Source organism: Anaeromyxobacter sp. PSR-1 (assembly GCF_000964525.1).
In the GTDB taxonomy this organism is placed as follows: domain Bacteria; phylum Myxococcota; class Myxococcia; order Myxococcales; family Anaeromyxobacteraceae; genus Anaeromyxobacter.
Genome location: NZ_BAZG01000286.1, coordinates 1 through 3,424, shown reverse-complemented (window position 1 = coordinate 3,424; position 3,424 = coordinate 1). Strand labels below are relative to the sequence as shown.

5 protein-coding genes are annotated in these 3,424 nt (G+C 79.6%); all 5 read left to right on the top strand.

The window, feature by feature from the left end; translation table 11 throughout:
• Window positions 1-351 (top strand): DPP IV N-terminal domain-containing protein (locus PSR1_RS24910; RefSeq protein ID WP_272946376.1); only part of this gene is annotated, 351 nt, incomplete at its 5' end.
• 2 nt (window positions 352-353) lie between these two features.
• A complete protein-coding gene (locus PSR1_RS24905; RefSeq protein ID WP_370539109.1) occupies window positions 354-878 on the top strand; it encodes a DPP IV N-terminal domain-containing protein in 525 nt (174 codons plus the stop codon).
• Entirely contained in the window at window positions 875-1,780 is a 906-nt protein-coding gene (locus PSR1_RS24740) for a prolyl oligopeptidase family serine peptidase (protein WP_237758204.1), read from the top strand. Before PSR1_RS24905 ends, PSR1_RS24740 begins: the two co-directional genes overlap by 4 nt.
• A gap of 155 nt (window positions 1,781-1,935) precedes the next feature.
• Entirely contained in the window at window positions 1,936-2,715 is a 780-nt protein-coding gene (locus PSR1_RS22425; protein ID WP_059439536.1) for a hypothetical protein, read from the top strand.
• Window positions 2,716-2,783: 68 nt separating this feature from the next.
• Window positions 2,784-3,424 (top strand): glycosyltransferase family 2 protein (locus PSR1_RS22420; RefSeq protein ID WP_152643423.1); only part of this gene is annotated, 641 nt, incomplete at its 3' end.

Below are 3,424 nucleotides of genomic sequence, written 5' to 3'. Positions count from 1 at the left end.
CCCGGCTCCGAGGGCGCCCTCGATCCGCGCTTCTCGCCGGACGGCCGGGCGCTCGCGTACGTGAAGCGCGGCGACCTGTACGTGCGCGCGGTGCCGGGCGGGACCGAGCGGCGGCTGACCCGCGCCCGCGGGCGGGACGTCACGAACGGCCTCGCCGAGTTCGTGGCGCAGGAGGAGATGGACCGCGACGAGGGCTACTGGTGGTCGCCGGACGGGCGGCGGATCGCCTACGCCGAGGTGGACGAGTCGGCGGTGGAGCGGCGGATGCTCTCGACCCGGCGCGCCCGGCGCGGCCGTGCGAGGCGCGCGCCTACCCGCGCGCCGGCACGCCCAACGCCGCGGTCCGCCTGAAGGTGGTGCCGGCGGCGGGCGGCCGCGCGGTCGAGATGAGATGGGACGCGGCCCGCTATCCGTACCTCGCCGCGGTGCGCTGGGCGAGAGGCGGCCCGCTCGCCCTCGTCGTGCAGGACCGGCTCCAGAAGGAGGAGCGGGTGCTCGCGGCCGATCCCGCCACCGGCAGGACCCGCACGCTGCTCGTCGAGCGCGACGACGCCTGGCTGGACCTGTGGCCCGGCATGCCGGCGTTCCTCCCCGACGGCCGCTTCTGGTGGGTGACGGAGCGGGGCGGCGCGCCGGAGGTGGAGCTGCGCGCGGCCGACGGCGCCCGCCTCGAGGTGTCGGTCCCGCGGGCGCTCGGGTACGCGGCGTTCGCCGGGGTGGAGGGCGGCGCGCTGGTGTTCGCGGGCGCGCCGGATCCCACGCGCGAGGAGCTGTACCGGGTGCGACCCGGCACGCCGCCGGAGCGGCTCGCGCTCGGCGAGCCTGGGCCGGCGACGCGCGGGCGGCCCTGGCGCCCGGCGGCGGGACCCTCGCGGTGACCTGGAGCACGCTGCGCCGGCTGCCGGTCACCGCCGTGTTCGGCGCCGACGGCGCGCGCCTGGCGGTGCTGCCGAGCGTCGCGGAGGAGCCCGCGTTCGTGCCCACCACCGAGCTGCGGCAGCTCGGCGGCGCGGACGGGATCCGGGCGGCGGTGCTGCGGCCGCGCGCGCTCGGCGCCGGCGCGCGGCTGCCGGTGGTGGTCGAGGTGTACGGCGGCCCGGTGCCGGCCTGGTACGTGCCGCAGGTCGCGCACCGGCCCATGCTGATCGAGCAGTGGCTGGCGGACCAGGGCTTCCTGGTGGCCGTGTTCGATGGGCGCGGGACGCCGCGCCGCGGCCGCGACTGGGAGCGCGCCATCGCCGGCGACCTCGGCACCGTGCCGCTCGAGGACCAGGTGGCCGCCCTCGAGGCGCTCGGGCGCGAGGTCCCGGAGGCCGACGTGGCCCGCGCCGGGATCACCGGGTGGTCGTTCGGCGGGTACCTGGCGGCGCTCGCGGTGATGCGGCGGCCGGATCGGTTCCGGGCGGCGGTCGCGGGCGCGCCGGTGGTGGACTGGGAGCAGTACGACACGCACTACACCGAGCGCTACCTCGGCCTGCCCGGCGAGCACCCGGAGGCGTACGCCCGGAGCGGGCTGCTCGCCTGGGCGCCGCGGCTGGACCGGCCGCTGCTCCTGCTGCACGGCACGGCCGACGACAACGTGTTCCTGTCGCACTCGCTCGCGCTGGCGGACGCGCTGTTCCTCGCCGGGCGCCCGTTCGAGCTGGTCCCGATCGCCGGCGCCACGCACTCGGTGCCGGACCCGCTCGCGGCCGAGCGCCGCTGGGAGTGGACCGCCGGGTTCTTCCGGCGGGCGCTGGGCGCGGTGCGGCCGGGCCCCGCCCTCGCGCCGGCGCCCTGACGCCACGGCCCTGACACCACCGCCCCGGCCGGGGAGCCCCCGGCGCGCACGGACGCGCCGTGAATGCGTCCGGCGCGTACACCCGTGGTCACGGGACTGACGGTCCGTCCGCGCGGCGGTAGGTGATCCCTGCCCGGAAGCGGGCAGGGGGGCGGATGCGCGAGACCGGCGGCACGGAGGATGGGTCGGGCGAGGAGGTCGAGCTCGCCTACGGCTCGGCCGCGGCGGCGCGCCGCGACGCGGTCCCGCAGCTCGAGCACGGCCTGCTGGTCCGGACCCGCGCGCAGGTCGCGCCGGGAGCGTGGCTGCGCATCCGGCTCGGGCTCGCCGAGGAGCGCGTCGAGCTGCACCTCGCCGGCGAGGTGCGCTGGACCACGCCGCTCGCGGCCGGGGCGCTCGCGGCGGTGGCGCTCCGGCCCGCCTCGCACCGCGATCGCGTCCAGCTCGACCTCCTGTTCCAGCGCCGCACCGCGGGCGCCGCGCCGGAGCCGCTCGCGCCCGGCGACGCCGGCGAGGCCGGGCCGCTCACCGCCGCCCTGTTCGCGCCGGACCCGCTGCTCCGGGCCGGCCTGGCCGAGGCGCTGGAGGCGCTGGGTCGCCAGGGCGGGCGGCCGGTGGTGGTCGCGGCCGCCGCGGACCCCACCGCGCTGGTCCGGGCCCTCTCGGCGGCGCCGCCCGGCCTGGCGGTGCTGGACTGCGACGCGCTGGGGGCCGCCGCGGCGCCGCTGCTCGCGGCGATCCGCGGCCACGCCGGCTGCGCGCTGCTGCCCGTGGTCCTGCTCGCCGGGGATGGCGCGAGCGACGCCGAGGACGCGCACGCGGTGGTGCTCGCGAAGCCGGTGGACCTGCGCCGGTTCGGCGAGCTGGCGGCGGCGCTGCTCGGCGCCGGCGGCCCGTGTCAGCGGTGCGACGCGCCGGGCGCGCCAGCGGCCTGACGCGCGCGCAAGGTCGCGCCGCGACGGGCGATCGCCGCATCGGCACCGTCCTTGCTCCGGGGCGGGGGATGGCCAGGGTGAAGGTCTCGCTGTGCCTCATCGCGAAGGACGAGGAGCGGATGCTCCCCGGGTGCCTCGAGTCGGTCCGCGGCGTCGCCGACGAGATCGTGCTGGTGGACACCGGCTCGACCGACCGGACCCGCGAGCTGGCGCGGGCCGCCGGCGCGAGGGTGCTGGAGCGCCCCTGGGACGACGACTTCGCCGCCCCCCGCAACCTGGCCGCCGCGCACGCCACCGGCGACTGGATCCTGCCGCTCGACGCGGACGAGCGGCTCGCCCCGGCGGCGGGCGCGGCGCTGCGGCGGGCGCTGCGCGGGGCGGCCTTCGACGTGGGGCTGGTCCGCTGCCACAACGCCGACGCGCCCGACGCGCCGGCGGCCGAGGTCCTCTCCGGCGCGCGCCGCGCCGGGCCGCCCGCCCTGCTGCCGCGCGTGGTGCGGCGCGCGCCCGGCCTGCGCTGGGCGGGGCGGATCCACGAGAGCGTGCTGGACTGGGCCGCGGCGCGCGGCGGGCGGATCGTCCCGCTCGACCTCGACGTCGTGCACCTCGGCTACGCGAAGGAGATCTGGGACGGGCGCGGCAAGCGCGCGCGCAACCTGGCCCTGCTGCGCCGGCGCGCCGAGGAGGAGCCGGACAGCGTCATCGCGCT